This window comes from Desulforapulum autotrophicum HRM2 (assembly GCF_000020365.1).
In the GTDB taxonomy this organism is placed as follows: domain Bacteria; phylum Desulfobacterota; class Desulfobacteria; order Desulfobacterales; family Desulfobacteraceae; genus Desulforapulum; species Desulforapulum autotrophicum.
Genome location: NC_012108.1, coordinates 3,604,718 through 3,625,446, shown reverse-complemented (window position 1 = coordinate 3,625,446; position 20,729 = coordinate 3,604,718). Strand labels below are relative to the sequence as shown.

The 20,729-nt window shown below is 51.4% G+C and carries 8 protein-coding genes; 2 read left to right on the top strand and 6 right to left on the bottom strand.

Annotated elements, in window-relative coordinates:
- Positions 1-6: 6 nt before the first annotated feature.
- The 3 genes from HRM2_RS15775 to HRM2_RS15765 all read right to left on the bottom strand — a co-directional run bounded on the left by HRM2_RS15775 (position 7) and on the right by HRM2_RS15765 (position 13,178).
- On the bottom strand, positions 7-657 hold the full coding sequence (locus tag HRM2_RS15775; protein ID WP_015905038.1) for a DUF429 domain-containing protein: 651 nt from the start codon (positions 655-657) through the stop codon (positions 7-9).
- Between the two features lie 131 nt (positions 658-788).
- On the bottom strand, positions 789-1,595 hold the full coding sequence (locus HRM2_RS15770) for a 4'-phosphopantetheinyl transferase family protein (protein ID WP_015905037.1): 807 nt from the start codon (positions 1,593-1,595) through the stop codon (positions 789-791).
- A gap of 3 nt (positions 1,596-1,598) precedes the next feature.
- A complete protein-coding gene (locus tag HRM2_RS15765) occupies positions 1,599-13,178 on the bottom strand; it encodes a type I polyketide synthase (protein WP_015905036.1) in 11,580 nt (3,859 codons plus the stop codon).
- Positions 13,179-13,510: 332 nt separating this feature from the next.
- On the opposite strand from HRM2_RS15765, the gene HRM2_RS15760 reads away from it, so the two are divergent.
- On the top strand, positions 13,511-15,004 hold the full coding sequence (locus HRM2_RS15760) for a sigma-54-dependent transcriptional regulator (RefSeq protein WP_015905035.1): 1,494 nt from the start codon (positions 13,511-13,513) through the stop codon (positions 15,002-15,004).
- A 24-nt stretch (positions 15,005-15,028) separates the two neighbouring features.
- On the top strand, positions 15,029-15,952 hold the full coding sequence (locus HRM2_RS15755; protein WP_015905034.1) for an acyltransferase: 924 nt from the start codon (positions 15,029-15,031) through the stop codon (positions 15,950-15,952).
- Here HRM2_RS15755 and HRM2_RS15750 read toward each other — a convergent pair.
- The 3 genes from HRM2_RS15750 to HRM2_RS15740 form a co-directional block, all read right to left on the bottom strand.
- Entirely contained in the window at positions 15,939-18,047 is a 2,109-nt protein-coding gene (locus HRM2_RS15750; RefSeq protein ID WP_015905033.1) for a FapA family protein, read from the bottom strand. The two genes, HRM2_RS15755 and HRM2_RS15750, sit on opposite strands and share 14 nt — an antisense overlap.
- Positions 18,048-18,151: 104 nt before the next feature.
- On the bottom strand, positions 18,152-19,855 hold the full coding sequence (gene ispH, locus HRM2_RS15745; protein ID WP_015905032.1) for a 4-hydroxy-3-methylbut-2-enyl diphosphate reductase: 1,704 nt from the start codon (positions 19,853-19,855) through the stop codon (positions 18,152-18,154).
- Complete coding sequence (locus HRM2_RS15740) at positions 19,852-20,721, bottom strand: ParB/RepB/Spo0J family partition protein (RefSeq protein ID WP_015905031.1); 870 nt, start codon at positions 20,719-20,721, stop codon at positions 19,852-19,854. Before HRM2_RS15740 ends, ispH begins: the two co-directional genes overlap by 4 nt.
- Positions 20,722-20,729 lie beyond the last annotated feature (8 nt).

Below are 20,729 nucleotides of genomic sequence, written 5' to 3'. Positions count from 1 at the left end.
AACCGTTCAGCAGGCCACGTTAAAGGGATGGAAGGGTGGTTCTGGCGCAAACCGCCAGGCCGGGGTGCCTGAGGCTAAATGCCAGATACCCAGGGCTGCGGCACAGGCCGCCACATAATGGTCGCTGATATCCTTTTTTTTCTCGATCCCCGATAGCCCTTGGGCTGTCATCCATGCCAGAAGTCTGGCGCGGGCCTCTTGATCCGATTTGAGATTTCTTACATCTGCTGCCGGGGCTTTGCGCAATGCCATGGCCCCGGCTGGGTGGATCTCCGCAATAAAGACATCGGTGCACACCGTTTCGAGCATTCGGGCCAGTGCCATGCCCCTCAGGGTGAGATAGACCATCCGGTTCATGGTGGGTGGCATGATGGTCCCGGATTTGAGGCCGACCCGGGTCAGGGTCTGGCGCAGTTGCCGGTCTGCTGGACGGTCTCCGCCGCCGGGATTGTAGGAAAGCGGGGCATCCAGGCCCACGGCCAGGGTGCCTGAAGCGTTCAGTTTCTCTGCCAGGGACAGAATCTGCCCGTCACCCCCTTCCGTGATAATATCGGTGCAGGTCAGTCCGCCTTTGACAGGTTTAAAGGCGGCTGCAACGGTATCTTTGGTATTGGTCGGGCCGGACAGATCAATGCCGAGAATGGCGGTAATGGTCATAATCTTATTCTCCTTAAATGATCGAGCAGATCCAAACCTAATGTATTAAAAGTCGAGATCGGTTGGATATTTTTTTGACCATGACCCACCGGCATGGAGGGCTCATGCACCGGCAATTTTAATTGTAACGGTCAGGGGGCAGGTATTGGTTGAGGTCCAGATCCGCCAATGACAACAGAGATGGCATAGTTGGTGCCGAGGGGCCTGCTCACCACTGTGACAGGGGTTTTTTCTCCCTTGAACAGGATGGTGTTGCCAATGATTTCAACCTGGTGAAGACTCTGGTTGAATCCTTTTTTGATCAGCTTCAGAAAGGCCTCCTTCACCGTCCAATGGGTGAAAATTTTTCTGGGTGTCGTTTCCATGGCCTGGATCTCCCTCTGGGTAAAGGCAAGTCTCATGAATCCTGGGTCCGGGGCCTTCCCGATTTGTTCAATGTCAACCCCCATGTCCATATCCGTCTGGATGGTCAAGGCGACCCCTGCATAGTCACCCGAATGGGAGATGGAGATTCTGAGATCGGGATACCCCCTTAAAAAGGGGGCACCCTGATCCTGGTGATCGATGGTTATTTCCGTCAGGGCAACTGGAGTGTCAAAGGTCTGTTCGACCATAATTTTCACCAGAAACCGCCCTGCCATCCATTCGATCTGTTTTTTAAGGCTCTTAAACCGGTTGATCGTGTCGATTTCCCCCATGGAAAGAAAATCTCTGGAAAACCAGTCTGGTTTGAACGACAGATTCCGTTGTGTGTGAAAATTTGTGAAATCCTTTCCAGCCAGGCACACCTCAAGAAAAGATGTGATGGTCATACAACAGACCTTGACGCCTGGAACTGCTTCAAAGCAGGTTATGACCGGGGCGCTGGTTTGCTGGGTCTCAACGGATCTTTTCACAATGGTTTTTTTCATAACGGTTTCTTCCACAACAATCTCCATGGTTCAGGCAGAAACGGTTTTTCCAAAGGTTATTCTGTGGGCGATCCTGTCTTCCTCTGCAAGTTTATTGAGCCTCACCATCTGAAAATCAACCACCTCCACAAAGAGATTGCCCCTGTCGTCCACAAGCTGCAGCTGGTAGGTGTTGGTCTCCTTGTCCGAGTGGCTCTTTGTGGTGATACAAAAATAGGGTTTACCCTTTTCAACCTTTCCATGGACTGTCATGCGACCGATGGCATAGGGAAGAACTGTCTGGGACGAGGTAAAGAACTCCAGGAGTCCGCCTGTCTGGAACATGGCATCGATGAGAACCACAGGGGTGATGAGCTTTGGTTCGGTAATGTCCTTGAAAAACGGCTGAACGCTTGAATCTTTGACCGTGGTGACAAGGGTGGTTCCGTCAAATGAGTTCACATCCACAATGGTGTTGAACAGGCCATCCATGAACAGCCGGTTGGGGTGGTATACGATCTCTTCAAGTTCACCGTCAAAAGTTACCGGACAGAACTCAGGCAGATCGATACGTTCTTTTTCCACCGGAGGATTCAGGAATCTGAGGGTCCCTTCGTAATGGCGGGTTGGCGCACCCATGGCAACCCCGCCTGGGTTTTTAAACTGGGAGGTGATGGTGCAGTCAAAGCGGTCGTTCTGGGTTGCAGCGGCTGAGATGAGAAGCTCCTTGGGCCGTCGTTTGAGGATCTTGATGCCGTAGGGGATCTTGAAGTTGCTCAACTCAGGCATTTTTGTTGTGGTTAGGCCTTGTGCTGAACTAAGGGCTGTTGCCACTTCAACAAGGGTCTCAATGCCCGTGGCGCCCAGGAATACGGGCACATCGCCCATGGCATGGTTCAGGAGAAAAAGATCCCGGTCAAGATCCAGGGTTCTTTCAAAGGTAAGGCTTGTCCCATCCCTTGACACCATGTCGTCGAGAAAGGGGGTGTCCGGATTCAGGGGATCCCCCAGCAGGCCGTCCCGGTCAAAGTCGTAGTCAAGTCCTGAGAACACAACTTCCGTGTCCGTTGTGTCATGAAGATCCGACATGAAGGCTCGGATTCCCTGGTCCAGGGGCAGAAACTGGAGTCCCCGCTCTTCAAGCACCTTCATTACCGTTGGATGGGTTGCCATGCCGGCACCGGACCAGGCTGTCCATGAATAGACTTTGAACTTGCGTTCCGGGTGAAGCTGCTGTTGTTCCAGGGCCAATTTGGTGATGAAATCGTTGGCCGCAGTATAGTCTGCCTGACCCTCGTTGCCAAATCTTGCCGTGACCGATGAAAAGGTGCAGAAGAAGCGGTAATCTCTGTCTGCCATGGCCGTCAGCAGGTTGACCATTCCCTTGACCTTTACGTCCATGACCCGTTCAAAATCGGTGAGGGTCTTTTTGGGAATAAACTGGCTCATCTCAACCCCTGCGGCGTGGATGACCCCGTCAATTCTTTCATGGGCGGCAATGGCCCTTTGGACCTTGTCAAGATCCGTCACATCCACTGCATGGTAGGTCACCTTTGCCCCAAGGGATTCAAGAAGGGCAAGGTTTGCCGCAGCCTCCCTCATTTTCACGATCCTGTCGACCCGCTGGCGGATTTCAAGGGGTCGGGCCTTGGGCATTGTGGGTTTCACCAGGGCCATGATCTCCGGTTCACCAAGGCCCTCTGCCATGAACGATGGATCAAGGGCGTAAATGTCGCTGCTGCCGAGGATGATAAGGTCGGTTCCATAGATAGTGACCACCTGTTTCATTATTTCATAGGTGATCCCCCTGGCACCGCCTGTGACAAGAAGGGTGCCGCCTTTGGGAATCATGCTGGCGCCTTTAACGGCCATCTGCTGATCAAGGGCCAGTACATGGCGTTTTTCCCCCTGGAATCCGACTTCGCACCGGTTGTCCTGGCAGCACAGTTCGTCCATGAAAAGGGCAATGGTCTTTTCAACGGTTGCTGCATGGGGGTCTGCCGTAAAATCAACAAATTTGACCCGGGTGTGGCTCATCTCCTTGGCAACGGTCTTGAGCAGACCGGAGATCCCTGCAGAACCCGGATGAATGGGGCCGCAATCCCTTTGATAGGGAAAGACCACCGAGTTAAATCCAAGGCTTGCAATCAGGCTTTCCTGCCGGTCAAGGGGGGCAAACAGGGCCTTTATGATGACAAACAGCGATTTAACAGCCCTGTTTGTTTCAAGGTCGTTAACAAGGGCATGACCCTCCCCTTTGTTAAAGTAGTCGTCAAGATGGGCCAGGTGGATCACTCCATGGATGGATTTATGGTGCTTGGTTAACCCCTCGACGGCCTGCTGTACCTGATTAAGGTCAGCCAGGTCAACCTTGATGTCGGCCCCGTCGTTGGGTCCCAGGGTGATAACCCGGCCTTTTTTTGCAGCTACGGCCTTGATCAGGCTGTCGGCAAATCCATGGCTGTCAAGGGTGACAACAACGGTCTTTCCCTTAAACGGGTTGCCCCCAGCCCTGGGTTTCGGGGTCTCTTTTGTTCGGACCACAAGGCGTTTGACAGGTGTAAGTGGGGCATGTCCGCCTGGCAGGTCTTCTGTTTTAAGCGCAGGTGTGGCAGCGGTCTGACTTGTTTCAGGGGCTGTTACCTTTTCCGGCGCTTGGTTTGCCGGCGCTTTCTCTGCCGTGGTGATCGTGTTCAATCTCTGGGCCATGTGGTCGGCAAGCTTTGCAATGGTGTTAAGATCCCTGAGCTTTACATCTTCAGGCACATCAAGGCCAAAATGACTTGCAGCCTTAGCAAAGATTTCCACCTGTTTGACCGTGTCAATACCAAGATCGGCCTCAAGGTCCAGGTCCGGTTCGAGCATATCCGTGGAATAGCCGGTCTGTTCAGCAATGATTTCTTTCACCGTTTCAACGGTATCTGTTGCCTGGGATCCGGGGCTTGCTTCAGATGGCGTCGCCTTGTATTGGTCGTTTGACGGTTTGTTGCCGCCCTCTGGCGGGGTGTCGTCGGGCCCTGCCATGGCATCAAGGAAGGTGACAAGTTTTGCAATGGTATTCAGCTCCCTGAGCTTTAAATCCTCGGGTACGCTGAGTCCAAAATGGCTTGCGGCCTTTGCAAAGATTTCCACCTGTTTGACCGTGTCAATGCCAAGATCGGCCTCAAGGTCCAGATCCGGTTCGAGCATGTCCGTGGTGTAACCGGTCTGCTCGGCAATGATCTTTTTAACGGTTTCAAGGGTCTCGGTTGCCTGGGTTCCGGAAACGGTTTCCGACGGATGCGTTGTGACTTCAGCTGTAGACGGTTTGCTGCTGACTTCAGCCGGAGTGTCATCGGACCCTGCCATGGCATCGAGGAAGGTGACAAGTTTTTCAATTGTGTTCAGTTCCCTGAGCTTTAAATCTTCGGGCACGCTGAGTCCAAAATGGCTTGCGGCCTTAGCAAAGATTTCCACCTGTTTGACCGTGTCAATGCCAAGATCGGCCTCAAGGTCCAGATCCGATTCAAGCATGTCCGTTGTGTAACCGGTCTGCTCGGCAATGATCTTTTTCACCGTTTCCAGTGTTTTGCCGGTAGCCGATGCTGCAGTTGCCGTTGGCATGGCTGTTTGTACAGATTCCTTGAGAACTGTTGTTTCCATTGGGCGATCTTGTCTTAACGGGTCAGGCGTTTCAGTCCGGATGTCTTGCTGGGCAGGACTGCCTGTTTTTATTGTGGCCTTCTTTCTGCCGTCAAGATCCGGTAATGTGCCGCCCTCCACAAGACAGAGGGTGTTGTCGATGATCTTGAGCTCAGGACCTTTTGATTCGCTGATTTTTTCCAGCCAGGCCGTGTAGGCCGGGTTGTTGGTAAAGGTATTCTCCTGGATGCGCCGGACAAAGACAAAGGCAAAATGGGAGCCAAAGCCCGCAGCAAGGTGAAGACCATATTCGGCATCAATGGCATTACCCCTGCAGAAATTGAGTTCCTTAAAATGGTCTGGAATATTTTTCAGGTTGGCAATGGGTGGGGCCTTTCTGTACTGAAGGGCCTTGACCAGAACCACATCCTCCACGGCGGCCCCGAGGGTGTGGCCGGTGAAGCCCTTTGTGTTGGAGATGCAGATTTTTTTGGTATGCTCTTTAAAAGTGGCATTGAGAGCCGTCACTTCAGCATCTGCACTGCCGCCCCGGGCCGGAGTGTAGGTTTCATGGGACATGAACAGCATCTTGTCTGCATATTCTTCGGTCTTCAGGTTGTGGCGCTGTTCGACCATGTGGATGAATCGCTGCATCTCACTTGCCATGTGGGGAACGTCAATGTTAAAGGTGTGAAAGGCGCTGTTGGCCATGTGGGTGCCAAGAATCTCAGCCTGACCGTTCATTCCCCTTGCCTTGACTGTTGATTGTCTTTCAACGAGGATACCGACGGCCCCGCTGCCCAGGATGGTTCCGTTACGATCCGTGTCAAAGGGTTTGGCTGCCTCGGAAACCCGTTTTTTAACCGTTGCGGCCCCAAGGGCAAGGAAGCCCGAGCCCACCCACTGATTCTGGGCCTTTGAGGTTGCATTTTCTCCACCCACCACAAGAACCCGTTTGCACCGACCGACCCGGATCCAGTCTTCGGCAATGCCCATGGCCTGGGTGGTTGAGGCGCAGGCGCTTGACACCAGGGTGTTGGGTCCCTTGGCCCGGATGATCTGGGCCAGATGGGCCGCTCCCAGGGGACAGTGATTGGCAAGGAAATTCCGATCAAAGGTGTAGGCTCCAAGATCTGTTCGTTTGTTTGACTTGATCTTGAAAAACCAGTCCGTGAGTCGTTCTTTGACCGTGATTTCCTTGATTTCCTGCATGAGGTAGTAGTAGATATTTTCAAATGCCTCATAGGGCTTGAGGTAGAGCTTATCGTAGAGGTATTTTTCCATCTCGTTGATCAGGGTCTCGGAGTTGGGAAACAACGAGGTGATGATGATACCTGTATCTTCCTGCATCTCCTTTGGCAGGGCAAATCCGTCCGGGATCATCCGGGTTCCGGTGGATGCTTTTTTATACTGCATCACCAGGGGAATTCCTGCATCCTTGAGGGCTTCTATGCCTGCGGCAACGGCAAGGGACATGCTCACATCGTACTGGGCCTTGATGCCGTACTCGTCGGTGAGGTCAAAGTAGCCCAGCTGGCCAGCCAGGTGGATCACATCCTCGGTGCGGGTGATCTCCATGAACCTTGCATTGCCGTCGGGCTGCTTAAACAGCCGTGTGATGTTCTTGTCCGTGATTCGTTTCTGGTCTTCCAGGTCAAGGGGCTCGATAAAATTGGTTCCGGCAAGGATCTGGTCAAAGTTATCCTTGGCAAAGACCCGTTTGCCCTTGCCCGGAAGGCCCACTGACACCCCTGAGATCACAATGGGTTCAGTGATGAAGTTGAACCGTCTGACCGCATCCATGGCCGCTTCCTGTTGTTGGCGAAGGTACTCTTCATAGAAAAGCTTATCGGCCATGGCCTTGTTTTCCAGCTTAAAGGTTGCAAAATCAAGATCCATGGCAATCTGATCAGATCCATTTGGGCTGTCATGGAGAAGTCCGGTACGGCTCTCACCGGCCACAGGGGCCTGGGTGTTGTCTGACCGGGTCTGTTCCGGCTGGTCCTTGGGTTGGGGTGCCATGTGGCGTCTGGTGAAGATGCTGTTAATGGATTTAAGGTAGTTTTTACATTCCTTGAAGCTTTCGATTTCTCCCTTTCTGGCGTCAATGGTGACGGCCGTCTTGTAATCGACAATGTTGATGTTCTTTAACAGGTTGACCAGAAGCCGGGACGGACCGATTTCAATAAAGTGGGTCTTGCCTGCAGCATAGACCTCTTCGATGGAACCAATGAATTCAACAGGACTTGTTATCTGGCGGGCCAGAAGATCTTTTACCTGCTTTCGGTTTTCAGGGTAGGGCCTGGCTGTAACGTTTGACACAATCCTGTCAAAGCGGGTTTCATTAAAGACAAGGGTGTCGAGAAATTCCCTGAGTTCCCTTGCCGCCTCGTTGAACAGCGGGGTGTGAAAGGCCCCTGAAAGATCCAGCCGTTTATGAACAACTCCTTTTTCAGCAAGAAAGGTGCAGAATGCGTCAATGGCGTCGGCCTTGCCGGACACCGCTGTCTGGTTTTCGCTGTTTTTGTTGGTGATGTAGATCTGTGACAGAAACGATTCACGGATCAATGTTGCCGTATCCCGTTCGTTTTTAAAGACCACCATGATCTTGCCGGGATGTTTCAGGCTCGCCTGGCCCATGAGGTCGCTTCGTTTGATGATCAGTCGCATGGCATCATCAAAGTCAAGCATTCCGCTGCAGTAAAGGGCTGTGTATTCGCCCACACTGTGACCGATAAAAAGATCAGGGTTAAATCCCTGGGCTGCAAGGTGGTGAAACAGGGCCGCAGACGAGAGAAATACAGCCGGTTGGGTGTTTTCCGTAAGGTTGAGCCTTTTATCCTTGCCAAACATGATTTCAAGCAGGGAATAGCCCCGTTCGTTGAGGAATATTTTTTCTCCCTGGTCCATGGTTCTGCGGATGTCGGCATTTTTCTCGTACAATGCCTTCATCATGCCCGGTCGCTGGGAACCCTGTCCGGAAACAAGGGCCACGATCCGTTGTTTTTTTCCCTGTTTGTCTGCCGAGTAGGACACGGCTGTTGCAGGGGGATGGGCCTGGATGTCAATGGCCGCTGTGACAGCGGTTGAATCTGATGCCGGAGAATTCATTTTTACCAGTGAGGCCGGCAGGGTGGTGATGATGGTGTGGCAGTGGTTGCCACCGATGCCGTTAACATTTGAGGCAAACCGAACCGGCCTGTCGCCCTTGATGGTGATCATCCCATCGCAGTGCTTGAGCGTCTTACTCTTTGCCATGGTCGAGTGGTCAGGTGAAAAATTAAAGTCGGGCAGCACCACTCTCCGGTTGTTCATCAGGGCAAGCTTTGCCAGGGCAACGGCAGGGTTAGCGGCCTTGAAATAACCAAACTGGGGTTTGACATTACCGCAGTAAAGGGGGGTGGTAAAACATTTTTCAGTTACCTGTCGTTCGATCATGTCCCCAAGGATGTTGGAAAAGGCAAACAGGTCCAGGTGATTGATCTCCTGCTTGCGGATGTTTGTCCTTTGATAGCACTGGTTGATGGTGCGCACAAAGGTGTTTTCCGAGGGTGCCAGCAAATGATCAGGGACGCTTGATTTAACGGTGATCCCGTTAAGTTCGGCCAGGATGGGCATGTTGTTCTCCCTGGCCTTTTTGTAGGTGGTGAGCACATGGATGGCAGCCCCTTCTCCCATGACATACCCCTTGGCCCTTGAATCAAAGAAATTGCACTCATCGTCGGACAAAAGGCCCAGGCGTTTAAAGGCCATGAGTACGGCCGGATAGAGGTTTGCGTCAACACCGCCCACAAGCACATAGTCAAGATCCTTGAACCGGAGACTTCTGGCTCCGTTTCGCATGGCGATCACAGATGAGGCGCAGGATGCATCAACCACGTAGTTGGCCCCGTTCAGGCCAAAGTGGTTGGCGATTCTGCCGGCAATGATGTTCGATAAAAGTCCCGGGGTGGTGTCTTCGTTGTTTGCCGGGATCGTTTCCCTTATGGTGGCCAGGAGCTCATCGGCAACTGCCTGGGCCTTTTCAACCCCTGGGGTTTTTGCCACAATTTCAGCCACCAGGAGTTTTCTGACCCTTAGTATGTTTTTGTTCTGACGTTCGCCGGGGATCGTTCCAAGGATGACGCCCGTGCGGTTGCCCAGGGCAAGCAGGGGCCCAAGGTTTGACCGGGTGATGGCTTCGTCGGCCGCGTCCAGCCCGAAAAGCTGGCCCCGTTCAAGGGAGCGGACCGTTTTAGGGGGTGTTCGGTATTTGGCGTTGTTGAATTTGAAATCGGTTATCACACCAGCCTTTACCTTGGGCAGGTAGTAGATGGAATCCTTGTCAAAACTGGCATAGACGTCGTTGGAGAACCGATCTTCCGGGATGGGTGAGAGCTGTTTTTCCCCGCTCTCAAGGCGTTCCCAGAACGCTTCGCAGTTACCTGCGCCAGGAAGGCAGACCCCGACCCCTGCCATGACAATCCTGTCGTCGTTAAAGTCATAGTCGGTGTCCTTGAAAATGGACCTTTCCACGGGCTGGTAGTCGGATCGGGACTCTTCCACCACCAGGTGATAGTTGATGCCGCCAAATCCATAGGCGCTGACGGCGGCCTTTCTTGTGGCGTTGTTTTGGGTGATCCAGGGCTTCTGCTCTTCAATGATATAGAGGTCGGTATCCGTAAGGTTGTGGTTGGATGAAAGGCGCTTGAATTGACCGTTGGGGGGAAGTATGCCGTTCTTGACGGCCAGGATGGCCTTGGCAAGTCCTGCAGCCCCGGCACCGCCCAGAAGATGGCCAATCTGGGATTTGAGGGAACTTATGCCAACCTTGCACCCCTTGTAAAAGTTTTTGAGGGTCTCAATCTCTGCCTGGTCACCCATGATGGTACTTGTACCGTGGGCTTCGATGAAGTCGATGTCCGATGGTTTGACGTCGGATTTCATCCGTTCAAAGCAGCGCTCAAGGGAGAAAATCTGACCGGCCTTGTTTGGGGCTGCAATGGCCTTACCCTTGCCGTCGGAGCTTGACCCCACGGACTTGATGATGCCGAGGATATTGTCCTTGTCCCTTATGGCGTCTTTCATTCGTTTGAGGATAAAGGTGGTGGCGCCTTCTCCCAGGACAAAACCGTCGGCCCGCTCGTCAAATGGAAAGGACCCCTTTGCTGAAAGTGCGCCCATCTTGCAGAACCCCACAAATGACTCCGGGGCAAGATGGGTGTTGACACCGCCAACGATTACCTGGTCCACCTCCCCTGACAAAAGTTCGCCCTGGGCCGCATCAATGGCGGTAAACGATGAGGCACAGGCCGCATCCACTACATAGTTGGTTCCCCTGACTCCCAGGTGTTTTGCCACCCTGGATGCCTCGATGTTGAGCAGCATTCCGTGGACTGGGTCATAGCCGGGATTATCAGCCTCAAGACCGGTTTGAAGCTGGTCTTTGATCGTCTTCTTTTCCTGGTCCGTGAGTGTTGAATAGGCTTCGGTTCGTTGAAGCATGGCCACGATTTCTGGAAAGTGATACTTCAGCTGAAGGTTGTTGCCAAGTTCGTTGCCAAGGCAGGTGGCAACGATCACGGCGGTTCGTTCCGGATCCTCACATTGAAAATGATTGTCTTTGCCAAGATACCCGGATGCTTCAACAGCCTGGTAGGTGGCATCCAGGAGCATCTGCTGACTTCGTGAGAGATTTGCTGCCTTTTCCGGGGTGTACCCAAACCGTTCATGGTCAAAGGTATAATCTTCAACCTGGCCGGCAAGCAGGGTGTAGCTCTTGTCCTCGGCACTTTTGTCCGCATCATAGTAGAGGTCACGGCGCATGCGGGTTTCCGGCATTTCTCGAATGCTGTAGCGCCGTTCAAGGATTGCCGTCCATAGTTCTTCGGGTGATTTTGCCCCCGGAAGGACGCATCCCATGCCGATGACGGCTATTTCATCGTTAATGCTGTTCTGGTCAGACGAGAAAATTTCCAGGGCGCCCAGGTTCTGGATCAGGCCCTTTTTATGGTCAAACAATGTTGCGTGGATGTCGGCCAGGGAAATCGGGTTGTTAAAATAGGCAAGGCTTTCCCCCACAAGGAAGTTGCCCCGGTTCAGCTGCTCGGCTCCCTCAAAATAGGTGAAATTGTTTTTCCCGGGTTTTTTGAAGTCGGGCAGAAACCCCTTGGCGCCGATGAGCAGTGAGCCGATGTTTCTTTTTTCAAAAGATCGTTTGCGTTGTTCCAGGGGTTTGTGGTCCTGGATCATCTGTCGTTCCGTCTGAATCATCATCCGGGCAAACTCGTTGGGGGCTGTTCTGGAAGCAAGCCCAACGCTTTCACCGATCACCATGGTCTCGTTTTCCTTGGAGATAATTTCCTGGTACTGGGCTTTGATACTTCCGGTTTTAACGATCTCCTGTGAAAATAGATAGGCGCTTCCCACCTGGATGCCTATTTTTACACCTTTTTCGGCAAGAACCGATGCAAGGCCCGATATGAACCAGGAGCCGTACCGTGTTGAAATGCCCCCTGCAAAGACAAGGCTCAGGTTGCCCAGATCAAAATCTGTACCGTTGAGAAGCTTTGAGACGCCAGCCTCCCACAGCACTAAGCTTGACAGGGATCCGACGTGGCCGCCGGCCTCCCTGCCCTCAAGGATGAAACGGGTGCAGTTGTTTTTTGCGGCACTGTTGAGCATGGAGATCGACGGGGTGTGTAGATAGACTTTGGTTCCTTCCTTTTCAAGGGCCTGGGCCTGGGAGGCCCCTCCCCCTGCAAAAAGAGCAAACGGAACTTTATATTTTTTAACCATCTCCATGTGGCTTTCGATGGCTGGATTAAAGGCCCGGATGCCAACAAGCCCTGCGCCAAAGGTCTTCACCTTTGTATGGGCGTTGTTGAGCATGGTGTCGGCAAGGGTCTCGGGAAGGCTGCCCACTGCGAAAAAGGGAAGGGCCCCTGCTTCAAGCACCTGGTTTGCAAAGTCTGTATTGTCAGTGATATTTGCCATGGGACCCTGGATCAGGGGCAACCGGGTGCCATGTTCTTCGGCAAGGGCCGTTCCCGGTTGCATGGGATCAAACCGGTCCACAAGGTCCAGGTTGCGGCCGATGGTCGTGAAAAAGGTTGAAATGATCGTATCAAGGTCTGTTGAATCCCGGGAAAAATCCTTGGCAAAAAAGGCGTCCTGGCCAAGGTAAAACAGGCTCTGGACAGGGGTTGTCGTGTCATCGTCAAGGGCCGTGAGTTGTTCGCCGATCTCCCTGTAAAGGGTCTCTCCTGCCTGGTTGTCATCTACAAGGATAATGGCTCTCTCCTTGAGGTCCCGGGCAATTTTTGTTCCAAGTTTGGCAAAGACTCTGTAACGTGTATGGTTGTCAAGGATGATCTCAAGGGAGTCGCTTTCGTCAACCGTGGCAAGTAGCTTTTTAAAGTTTTCAGACAGGGGGCTCTGCTTGCTCAACCATAACTGGCTGTCTAACACGACACCGCTTACGCCGGCGGCAAACATTCCTGCGGCCGTATAACGCCCTACGCCACCGTGGATGATGACGGGTCTTGCCTGGTTTTTCAGATACCACTGCATGAGGATAAAGGCGGAAAAGTTTGAGACCCTTCCACAGGCTTCGTTGCCCCTGAGAACAAGCCCATGGGGATCCACGGTCTCAATGGCCTTGTTCATGCTGATCTCCCGGACTTCAAGGATGATTTTTGTTTCAAAAAAACCTTCAAGGTTTTCCTTGAATTCGTCAGGGTTGTCAGTTCCGGAAAAGGGAAGTACAAGGCAGTTGAGGTTGGTAAGATCCAACGCTTTGATATTGTTGAGCAGGGTTTGGCTGGGCCCCACAACTCTTACGCCAAAGAGGATGTTGGCTGTGGCAAGTCTTTTGATCCCTTCCAGGATGTCATGGTCCAACATGAACTCAGTGTCAAACACGGGCAGGGCACCGGCCCTGTATGCGTTGATGAAAAAATCCAAAGAAAATACCTTGGCAGGATTGTAGACCATAAGCGGAAGTCTTGAGTTGAAAAGCCTTGTTATCATGGGTTGTCTCTCTCCATTTGTATCTGTTATAAATGGGGCCAATGGCCCCTGGTCTGCCCTAATAAACGGCATGGCTGGAGCATGGATTCTGCTCTGACCACAGCGTAATTTAAAACCTCTCCACAGGTGATGCTTTTGTGGGTGTTTTGTATAAAATATGTTTCACCTGGGGACAACTGAATACATTTATTGTGCCAGTATGGGAGGATAGATTGTATCTGTCTGTAATTATATGAATATTTAATGGTTGTACTTGGCGGTGGGGTGTGTTATTTCTGGCGGGTCTGTGCATTAATTGAACATGTCCTGTACATTGAATGATCGGAGGCAAAATGAAAAAAGAGCGGTTGAGTGTTGAGGAACGGGCCTTTTTCAGGATGGTATACCATGCGGCCTTTGCCAATCCCTTCAGCGAATTAAGGGAGCGGCTGGATTTAAGGATTGCCGGCCATTTTCCAGGGCTTGACAGGGGGGCAACCGCCGACCGCTATATCCTGGAGATTAATCGGCGGATCGAACATCTGGACCGGGAGGGGAGAGGTCATCTTGATGCGTTCAGGGGGCAGGACAGGACCATTATCAAGACGGTATTTCTGTTTGATGTGTTTTACAAGTACCGGGAGCGGTTTGACCTTCTTATTAAAGAGCAGATTCGTTCAGGAGATGAATCAGTGCCGGTTCCCTTTGCCGATCAGGCCATGGAAATGATTCGCAAAAGAGGCATCCCGGAACAGGAGATCCTCCACTACTTTGCCCTGTCCTATCAACTCAGACGGGCCTTTTTTTTCATTTCCCATTCCCTTGTGGGCAACAGTCAGTGCATGAAAACCCTTCGTCGCAACCTGTGGAATAATGTATTTACCAACGATATCGGGCTGTATGATCGTTACCTGTGGAACCGGATGGAGGATTTTTCCACCCTCATCCTTGGAGAGACAGGTACGGGCAAGGGAACCGCTGCAATGGCTGTGGGGCGGAGCGGTTACATCCCCTTTGATCCGGGGAAGAAACGATTTTCAGTCAGTTTTACCCGGGCCTTTTCCTCGTTGAATCTGTCCCAGTTCCCTGAAACCCTGCTGGAATCTGAGCTGTTCGGTCACAGGAAAGGGGCCTTTACCGGTGCTGTGGACGACTACCAGGGGGTGTTCGACCGGTGCAGTCCCCATGGGTCTATCCTGCTGGATGAAATCGGAGAGGTGTCTGACCATGTTCAGATCAAGCTTCTCCAGGTGCTCCAGGAGAGATCTTTTACCCCCGTTGGAAGTCATGTTAGATCCCGGTTCCAGGGCAGGGTCATTGGGGCCACCAACCGGTCTGTTTCTGCCATCCACCGGGGAGAGGTGTTCAGGGACGATTTTTACTACAGGCTATGTTCGGACATCATTGAGGTGCCACCGTTAAGGGAACGGATCAGTCAGGATTCCACTGAACTTGTGGATCTTTTGTCTTTCACTGTGACGCGAATGACAGGAACTGCCCCGGAAGAGCTTACCAGTCGTGTACTTCGGGTGATCAACCGGGAGCTGGGTTCCTCGTACTCCTGGCCTGGGAATGTCCGGGAGCTTGAGCAGTGTGTGAGAAGGGTGGTTCTGCGCAGAAGTTATGAGGGGAGAAAAGAGTCAACAAAAGAGGAAATGGGGTCAACCTTAATCAAGGGAATTCAAACCGGTGCGTTGTCGGTTCCAGAACTGGTCTCAGGCTATTGTTTCCTGCTTTATCAGCGTCACGGTACCTACGAACAGGTGGCTAAACAGACCGGGCTTGACAGAAGAACCGTAAAAAAATATATTGACGCCCACAAGGCAAATGGCGATACTTTAAGGTAGAACGATTTCTAAGGAGTGGTACCCATGGTTGATTTTTTACCGGGATTTTTAAAGGGCGGACTCTCGTTTCTGCTCTATCTCATCAATACGATTGTGCTGTGCTCTGCTATCTTTCTGGTGGCCTTTTTCAAGTTTGTGATTCCCATTCCATGGTTTACCCGTCAGTGCGACAGGCTTCTGATAGGTATCAGCAGTTTGTGGATTACAATTAATTCACTTACCTCCAAGTTTTTTAACCGCATTGAGTGGGATGTACGGGGTGTTTCTGATCTTGATCCCAATGGCTGGTATCTTGTTATCTCAAATCATCAATCCTGGGTAGATATTCTGGTGCTCCAGACGGTGTTTAACCGAAGAATTCCGTTTTTAAAATTTTTTCTTAAAAAGGAATTGATCTGGGTGCCGTTTCTGGGCCTTGCCTGGTGGGCCCTGGATTTTCCTTTTATGCAGCGGTATTCAAAGAAATTTCTTGAAAAACATCCCCATTTAAGGGGTAACGATCTTAAACGTACCCGCAGGGCCTGTGAAAAATTCAAAACCATTCCCGTTTCAGTGATGAATTTTGTCGAGGGGACACGGTTTTCTGAACTCAAGCACAGTGCCCAGGGATCAGAATTTAAATCCCTTTTAAAACCAAAGGCCGGCGGCGTTGCCTTTGTGCTCGGCGCCATGGGGGACTGCCTCCACAAGGTGGTAAACGTTACCATTGTCTATCCTGACGGGGCGGATTCGTTCTGGGGGTTTATCTCAGGAAGGGTCAGGCGTATTGTCCTGGATGTGGAGGTGCTGCCCGTGACCAGCGAGATGACTGGAGATTTTTTTAACAATTCAACCTTTAGGGACGATTTCTGCACCTGGATCAACAGGTTGTGGAAAGAAAAGGATCGCAAGATCCTTGCCATACGTGACGGACTGCGCGATTCAAAATCAACCGTCAACCAGGGGTGATCTGCATTTCCCATTTGTCCTGTGTCTGATCTTTACCCGGACTGGTCAGCATGATTTCCCTGATAGTGGTTCTTTGAAGGTCCCGTTTGACTTTGAGTTCAGCGTGGTGGCCCATGATACTTGTTTTTGCCATCAGGGACCCGGTGACATCCACCAGGGCAATTCCGGGATTTTCCCTGGTCCATTTTTTTAAATTTATCAACTCCTGGATCAGGTCTTCAAGTTGTTCCATTTGAGCACTGAGTGTCTTGAGGAGAATCTTTCGTTCTTCGGTCACCCGTTCAACGGTTTCAAAGCCCAGGGAAAGCGCTTCCTGGGCCTCGGATGCCTCCTGTTTGAGTGTCTGGAGTCTGGTTCGCATAAGATTGAGCTCATCCTGATTCTTAACCGGGTTAAGGGAGGCAATCTGGGTGAGGGTTTCTTTCTGCATGGCCATGGAATTCTCCTCTATATGGGCAAGCCGTGAGGCGTTTTCCTGTTCCCTTCTGAGTTTGGCTTCCAGGTTCTGTTTTTTTTCTCCGGCATCCATGATCTGCTGTCTGATCCGGATGATTTTTTTCTTTAGTGCTGCAATCTCCTTGAGAACAAAAAGGTCCTTACCGACTATTAAGGACGAAGGAATAGATCGTTCCGTACCCACATGCCGGGCCTTAATTCCCATTTTTGCGGTGATGGTTGATGCGATGATGGAACCCTGATTGATGATACAGGCACCGCCTGTTTCGATGGTTGATTCTACAATTTCCTTGGTCGTGAAAATGTCACCCAGGCAGCGGATGGTTGATTTGTGAATAAATTTTGCCCAGATCTTTCCCTTTGCGTAGATAACGGCCTCATTGATGCCGCCGCCAACGCTGAGGTTTCCGTCAGCATGGATAATACCGCCGTCAATTTCATTGGCCCTGATATTTTCACCGGTAACCTTAAAACCATTCTGGATACACCCCTTGATCTTGACGTTTCCAGGGTAGTCAATATGGCCGGTCTCATAATCGACATTGTCGATTATAATTTCATCCAGCACGCTGATGCTGCCCGACCAGGAGAGCTTGGGTTCTCCATCGATTCTGGCGATTATCTTTAATCCGTCCCTGGAGAATTTTGCACCTCGTTTGTATTTGAGTTTGATGTCCCGGGCAGGGGGAACGGGCATGTTATTTCCAAAAACGTTTTTTCCAGCAACCCCTTCCAGGGGGGGAATCCTTTCTGCAAGGATATCGTCGGCTGCCACCCTGGGGATTTTTCCCCTTTCCCTGAAATCAATGTTGCCTTTTTCGTCTATTTCTCCGACTTTGAGCCGGTTGGTGATAAAAAAATATTTAACAACGGCATCCACCGGCCTTTGGGGTTTAATGCCAAGGGCAACCCGGAAAGGTTTTGTCTTAAATGCTTTGGATTTGATAAAACCGTTGATCAGGGTATCGTCCACAATGCCAAAGACAATGTAATGTCTTGCAAGCAGTTTCTTTATCTCCTGGACAGTAATCGTTTCGTCAAAGTCATCGGTTTTGGAGAGAAAGGCGGCAATGGCGTCCTTGGCAAAGGTCAGTGTCATTCCACGTTCAAGGGATGCGGCAGTGGTCGGGTTGAAGCCCTGGGTGAACAGTTTCTCTATTTTTGGGGACGATTCCGGGGAGGGGAGGGCTTGTTCCCCGGTGTCCTGGTTGGACTTTTTGAGCCGGTTTTGTTCCTTTAATATGTCGTTGCACTGGCGTGTGGTTATCATGCCGGCTTCCACCAGTATGTCTCCCAGGAGTTTGGAGCGCTTGTTCTGGATCAGTTCCTGTTTTTGCTGGTCAAGGGCAAGCTTGAGCAGGCCGGTTGAGATGTACCCTTTTTCAATGGCAAGGGTGCCGAATTTTACGTCCTTTCTTCGCATTTTCATGGCCCGGGAGGCGGTTAAAATTCGTTTCATGTCAAGGGGTGAAACCAGCTGATGGGCCAGGAGATAGTCGGCCAATGCAGAGACAGGTTCGCTGGTTTCCATGCACGCTTTCCAGGCAAGGTCAAGGGCCTCTTTTGCAACAAGCCCGTGCTTGAGTGCCAGTTGTCCGATTACAGGGTAGGGAGAATCAAATTCTTTGGGGTCTGCCATGGGAGATTCGCCTTTGTGTTTATGAAATTTCTTTATCGCTAACAGCACCTGCAAGGGTACACGTTTTGTTGAATCAGGGTTAAATATTCTACTCCGTCCATGGACTAGAACAATAGGGATACGATTCCTGCGATGATAAATTGGGATTCTATAACGATTTCAAGCTGTGTTCCAGGAAGAAAAAAATCTTTTTTGCTCAGGTGGATGGCATAGCCCATGGAAATGGGAACAAGCATGAGGACAAATCCCGATGGTGTGATCAGGCCCACAAGGGTCGATACCAGTGTGGACAAGAAGGTTACCGCAAGAACCCAGGTGATGAGGGAGAGCGTCTTTTGTTCGCCAACAAGGATGGGAAGGGTTTCTTTGCCGGTGATTCTGTCTCCCTGCATCTGAAGCACATCAAAAAAAGCGGTTCTTGCCAGGACAAGTCCCATGGAAAAAACAAGAGCCGGAACGACTTCCATACCTGTTGGGGTTGAAATGGCTGGAAGGATACAGGTCACCGTTCCCCATGCTGCTGTTATGAGCAGCGTTCTAGACGCTGGGATATCCTTGATTCGTTTGAAGCCTGTTGTTGTGGGCAGGATCTTCAGGTTGTAGGAGAGACCAAGCAGGCTCATCACAAGTAAAATTGCAAACGAGGTAAGGCTTGTGGCAAAAGTTAAAAAAAGGCCTGCACTTCCGCTTACCAGGGCAAGGGCAATGAGCAACGGCCTGTGGGCCATGTAGAGCATCGCCCGGTCTGGATTATTGTAAAGATCTGATTTTATGGAAAATAGGTTGTTAATCACCTGCATGGAAAGAATGTAGAGCATGGCTGTGGCGCTATGGCTGAGGCTGTGGTCGACCCCCTGGAGGGTTGCACAGGCAAAGGTGAGACAGCCCGCTCCCAACGAGATCAGCAGATTGGTCCTTAGCAGAACAAGCACAAGGGGACGAAGCTTTGCCAAAAGAAAATTTCGGGGTTTGCCAAGCTGATTTTCAAGGGTCCTGCAGGTTTTATTGATGATCCAGTTGGGCGTTGAAGCACCTGCTGTAATGGCAATATGCTTTGCCCCAGCGAGTTCTTTGATGTCAAGTTCGGATACATCCTCAATGTGAAAGGCAGGTTTTCCCGTATCCCTTGCCACCTGGGCAAGACGACGGGTGTTGCCACTCTCTCGTCCACCAACCACAACCACCGCGTCACAGATCTGGGCCATTTTTCTTGTTTCAGCCTGGCGTTTTTCCGTGGAATCACAGATGGTGTCAAACACCTTGTATTCGGGGTGGTTTTCCTGGGCCCAGACCTTGACCTGTTCAAATAAATGGGTGTCCTGGGTGGTCTGTGCAACGATAATGGCCCGGTCAAAGGACGGCAGTTTTTCCAGGGCTGCCAGGGAGGATACGGCAACCCCGCCTTTGCCGGCATAGCCTAGAAGCCCCTTGACTTCAGGGTGGTCCCGGTCTCCAAGGATGATGGAGGCATATCCCTGGTCGGTATGCTTTTTAATGATTGTCTGAACCCGGATAACCCTTGGGCAGGTGGCATCGATCACCTTGAATCCCGCCAGTTCCAGCTGCCTTTTATCCTGGGGCGGGACCCCGTGGGCACGGATCAGAACGGTACCCTCACCCTTTTCAGGAATGGTATTGATGCTGGGGATTCCCTTTTTTTCAAGCATCTCAAGGACCTGGGGGTTGTGAATCAGCGGACCATAGGTACAGATGCGTTCCTTGGTTGCGTTGGAGGCATCAAGCACAAGATCTACGGCTCGGCGGACCCCCATGCAGAATCCGGCTGTTCTGGCAATGGTGATTTTCATGTCAGACGGTTAAAAAGTTCCACGAGGCGCTGGAACTCCTCCCGGGTCTTAAACCCGATCTCAAACCGTCCACCGTCTCCCCTGTGCTTTATCTTGACTGTGGAGTTTATTTTGCTGGAAAGTGTTGAACTCAGCCGGTCAAACTCGTCATTTTGAACGATGGGCGGGGGGGTGGAAGGCATGTCTGTCTCTGCCTTGATTCTCTGGACAAGCTGTTCCGTTGCCCGGACCGAGAGTTCTTTTTCCACGACTCTGAGCCAGACCTTGATCTGGTTTTCTTCAGATCCGGCCCCGAGAATTGCCCTTGCGTGGCCGGTTGAAATTTCATGTTTGGCAAGACTCTGGTGGATGGCATCGGGAAGCCCCCGAAGTCTTAACAGGTTTGCAATGGTGGATCTGTTCTTTCCGATTCTCCTGGCGACCTTCTCCTGGGTGTAGTTGAATTCTGAGATCAGCCGATGGTAGGCTTCAGCTTCCTCCAGGGGGTTTAACTCCTGGCGCTGGATGTTCTCAATGATGGAAACTTCAAGCATCTGCTCATCGGTAAGGTCCCTGACCAGGGCCGGGACATGGGTAAATTTGGCTCTTTGCGCGGCCCTTAACCGTCGTTCCCCTGCAATGAGTTCGTAGGTGTCACTGTTTCTTCTCACCAGCAGGGGCTGAAGAATCCCCTGTTCAATGATGGACTCCTTGAGCTTTTCTAACTCTTCTTCCACAAAATTGATCCTGGGCTGGAACCGGTTGGGAACAATCTCCTCGATTTTGCACATGAAAAAATTACCCGTGTTTTCATCCATGGCCTCAAGGTCTGGAATCAAGGCGGAAATTCCCCTGCCAAGTCCTGTCAGTTTTTTCTTTTTACTCATTTTTTAGA

Coding starts and splice junctions, on each gene's coding strand:
- HRM2_RS15775 (WP_015905038.1), bottom strand. CDS start 657: ATGACCATTACCGCCATTCTCGGCATTGATCTGTCCGGCCCGACCAAT.
- HRM2_RS15770 (WP_015905037.1), bottom strand. CDS start 1,595: ATGGAGATTGTTGTGGAAGAAACCGTTATGAAAAAAACCATTGTGAAA.
- HRM2_RS15755 (WP_015905034.1), top strand. CDS start 15,029: ATGGTTGATTTTTTACCGGGATTTTTAAAGGGCGGACTCTCGTTTCTG.
- ispH (WP_015905032.1), bottom strand. CDS start 19,855: ATGAAAATCACCATTGCCAGAACAGCCGGATTCTGCATGGGGGTCCGC.
- HRM2_RS15750 (WP_015905033.1), bottom strand. CDS start 18,047: ATGGCAGACCCCAAAGAATTTGATTCTCCCTACCCTGTAATCGGACAA.
- HRM2_RS15765 (WP_015905036.1), bottom strand. CDS start 13,178: ATGATAACAAGGCTTTTCAACTCAAGACTTCCGCTTATGGTCTACAAT.
- HRM2_RS15760 (WP_015905035.1), top strand. CDS start 13,511: ATGAAAAAAGAGCGGTTGAGTGTTGAGGAACGGGCCTTTTTCAGGATG.
- HRM2_RS15740 (WP_015905031.1), bottom strand. CDS start 20,721: ATGAGTAAAAAGAAAAAACTGACAGGACTTGGCAGGGGAATTTCCGCC.